We start from the raw sequence: 3,772 nt of genomic DNA, 5'->3' as shown, positions 1-3,772 counted from the left end.
TTAATAAAATAACATTTGGATTACAAATTGGAAGACCAGGATCAATAAAACAACGGCGATAAGGTTTAAAATAATTCCAACTTTTGCCATCTGATGAACCTTAATATAGCCACTGGCAAAAACAATTGCATTTGGAGGTGTAGCCATTGGCAGCATAAATGCACAACTACTGGCCATTGTCACAGGGATCAACAAGTATATTATTGGTATGTTCAGGCCAATTGCTATTCCCGCAACCACTGGTGCCAAAACGGCAACTAACGCAACATTACTCATCAATTCGGTCATAAATAACATAAGGATTATGAGAAGCGAAGCCGTAAGCAAAATACTTATGTCACTGGTAGCAATGGCGTTAGAAACAATAGCTACAATGCCGCTTACAGACATTCCCTTTGCAAGAGCCAGCCCACCTCCGAAAAGAATGAGAATACCCCAGGCTAATCTTTGAGTGTCATTCCACTTGATAATAAAATCACCTCTTTTCAGATTATAAGGAACTGCAAAAAGAGAAATTGCGGCCAACATGCTTATTATAGTATCTGAAAGTTCTAAACCAGGGAATATTTTGTTTATCAGAGTTCTAAAAATCCATAGAAATACCGTTATCCCGAAAATGACCAAAACCATTTTTTCCTTACCTGAAGTAGGGCCTAATTTTTTTAATTCTGAGTTTATAACCTCTTTGGATGCTTTAAACTGAAGTTGCCTGTTTGGAAACATCCATTTTACCAGAACGAGGTAAGATATTATTAATAGTATTATTGAGAAAGGAAGACCAAGGGTCATCCATTTTAGAAAGGAAATTTCTATGTTATATTCATTTTCTAATAAGCCAATCATAACAGAGTTGGGGGGAGTTCCGATAACGGTGGCGATACCTCCTGCATTTGCAGAAAAAGCTATACCAAGCATTACACTAAGGGCAAAATTCTGATCATTTTTGGTATAACCGTCTTCGTCATTAACTAATAAACCAATTACAGACATGGCTATAGGGAGCATAACAACTGTGCTTGCTGTATTGCTTATCCACATGCTCAGTGAAGCCGTTGCTATCATAAAACCCAGGACCACCTTATTGGGGGTAGTGCCTGTTATTTTAATAATATTGAGGGCAATTCGTTTATGCAGATTTACCTTTTCCAGTGCTAATGCCAAAACAAAGCCTCCAAAAAACAAGAAAATTATTGGACTTCCATAATTGGCACCCACATCTGTTATCGGCATTATATCCATTACAGGGAAAAGTACAAGTGGTAATAGTGCTGTTACTGAAATAGAAACGGCTTCGGTAATCCACCAAATGACCATCCATAAGGCAACGGCAATAACGCTGTTGGCGCCCTCATTTTCGGGAATAAAATTTGGTAAATTTGTAAAAATGAAGAAAAGAAGCGGACCGGATATAAGTCCGAGTTTCTTGTTAAAGCCCATTTAGAGTATTTTAGGCTCTAAACTATACCTTTTACTTTAGTTTTAAAAATAAAAGGGAGCAAGCTTGCTCCCTTTTTAAATTATCTGTAAAATGCTATTCATTCAAATTTATAGGATTAAGGTCAGTATCTGTTAAGCCGTATAACAATTTTACCTCTCCTTCTACATCAAATCCTGCAATAAAAAATAAGTTGCCATTAATGTTTAGTATTTCCGGCAAATAATTCCCCGGGTAATTAAGTTCTTTAATTTGACTTCCATTACTGTCAAATTTTCTTAAATTCTTATCGCTTGATAGTACAAAGGAATCTCCTAATGACACCATAGCCTGATTATTCTTTGTTCCTTCAAAATAGGATGATGATATCTTTGTGCCTGTTTCATTAGTCAGAGTAAGTTCGCCATTAGCATACATCGCGATATTGCCATTAGAAAACTGTTCTAAATGATAACTTCCGTTCAGATCATTAGCAGAACTAATTTTGGAGTCCAATAGAGAATCCTCATATATAATATGGGAAGTGACATTTAGACCGAAGTCAAAGAAGATTAATAAGGGTTTATAGTTTGTTATTTTCGGATTGGTTTCATTTTTACTAAAAACTGCTCCAAAAGCAAGATAACCGTTTTCCACTTCAATCATATCTCCTATCATAGAATCTGCATCTCCAAATGAATTAAGAACCACCGCGAATGCATCTCCAGATGAATTCCTTGTTTCAACAGCCGTTTTGTAGATGCCGCTATCTTCTTCTGTACCAAAGTAAAGGAAGTTGGCGCCTTCTGCCAGGAAACCATAACTGTGTTTGGAAGATGAACTAAGTCCATTTATAAAATTCCAGGCATTGTTATAGGTTACTTCCTGAGTTCCATAAAGGCCATCCAGCGTTCTTGAAAACACAAAATTCATATTTCCGCTTGGAAAAAAGTTAACAAAAGCACTATTTGAATTATAAGGTTTGTCTGCCAAATAATTAGAGGAGGATATATAATTTTCATCTAATTCTCGATAATAAAATTTAGTACCTCCAGTGCCCACCAGGTCTTCCAAAAGTTCAATAGAATAGATTAAACCGTTTACCGGATTTACGCCGGTTTCCATGGGAATTCCGTTAAATCCATCTGCTATATCCGGGAATATAAAAAAGTCCTGCACTATAGCATCATTCACCAGAATTTGTTTGGAAACTGTTTTCGTTGCCATGGCTTCATCGAAAACCGTTAAGGCGATGGTATAATCTCCTGGCTTTCCGTAAACCACTGTAGGGTTTTCTTCTGTACGTGTTTCTCCGTTACCAAGATTATAGGAGTATGTACTCGCTCCTACAGAGCAATTGTTTATTTGCAGGTTTTCGCCTACCATAAGGATCTCTTTACTCACTTCAAAACATGCCTCTAATGTTGAGTTAGGATCAGGGTCAGAAGGAGATGCGTCCTTAGAACAGGAAGTGAAAAATGCTGCTAAAATGATCAGAAAGTAGATTTTCTTCATAAAAACAGATTTGGGATTCTATTATTATAACGAAAATACCGGGGTCTTTATTTCAATTTTTAACACTCATTCGATGAAATGCACTAGGTGTAAAATACTGATAATGAAATAAATAAGAATAAAATATCCTTTTTATTGCTCATTTAATTTACAAAGAAGGGTATCGTCCTCTTTTACCACTTTGGTTAACCCCAATTTGTTCAAACCCTTGAGCCCCTTATCCCAAGCCTTATTACTTAATCCGGCAGCTTCTTTTAAATCGGCCAATGGCATGGTTTTATGGGTTTTTAAGATGTTAAAAATCGATTTTTCACTTTCATTTAATTCAATAGGCTTTTTTTCGGGCCGCATTTGAGGAAAGAACAAAACTTCCTGAATAGAGGCATTATTTGTTAACAACATCACCAGGCGGTCCACACCTATACCAATCCCCGAAGTAGGGGGCATTCCGTATTCCAGGGCCCTGATAAAATCCTGATCAATAAACATTGCTTCATCATCGCCTTTTTCCGACAATTTTAACTGTTCTTCAAAGCGATCGCGCTGATCAATAGGATCATTGAGCTCGGAATAGGCATTAGCTATTTCCTTACCGTTAATCATAAGTTCAAACCGCTCTGTTAAGGCCGGATTCGTCCTGTGTTCCTTAGTAAGCGGACTCATTTCTTTTGGGTAATCTATAATGAAAGTCGGTTGAATGTAGTGATGCTCACATTTTTCACCAAAAATCTCATCAATGAGCTTGCCAACCCCCATACTTTCGTCTGCTTCTATATTTAGTTTTATAGCCACTTCTCGCAGCGTTTTTTCATCCATCCCGGCAACTTCGTAACCCGTATGCTC

Annotated in this window: 3 protein-coding genes; all 3 read right to left on the bottom strand. The window is 37.1% G+C overall.

All coding sequences use genetic code 11. The features are described 5' to 3' along the window. A complete protein-coding gene (locus WBN20_RS15600) occupies positions 1–1,437 on the bottom strand; it encodes an SLC13 family permease (protein WP_424282351.1) in 1,437 nt (478 codons plus the stop codon). A gap of 94 nt (positions 1,438–1,531) precedes the next feature. Next, the gene (locus WBN20_RS15595; protein WP_424282350.1) at positions 1,532–2,929 is read right to left on the bottom strand and encodes a PKD domain-containing protein; all 1,398 of its coding nucleotides are present in this window, start codon (positions 2,927–2,929) and stop codon (positions 1,532–1,534) included. A 132-nt stretch (positions 2,930–3,061) separates the two neighbouring features. Further along, the coding region (locus tag WBN20_RS15590; protein ID WP_424282349.1) for an amino acid--tRNA ligase-related protein at positions 3,062–3,772 on the bottom strand (711 nt) is incomplete at its 5' end.

The organism is Eudoraea sp. (assembly GCF_049665975.1).
GTDB lineage: Bacteria > Bacteroidota > Bacteroidia > Flavobacteriales > Flavobacteriaceae > Eudoraea.
Note: the sequence above shows the minus strand (reverse complement) of the source record. Positions and strands in the feature narration are given on the sequence as shown.

Coding starts and splice junctions, on each gene's coding strand:
- WBN20_RS15600 (WP_424282351.1), bottom strand. CDS start 1,437: ATGGGCTTTAACAAGAAACTCGGACTTATATCCGGTCCGCTTCTTTTC.
- WBN20_RS15595 (WP_424282350.1), bottom strand. CDS start 2,929: ATGAAGAAAATCTACTTTCTGATCATTTTAGCAGCATTTTTCACTTCC.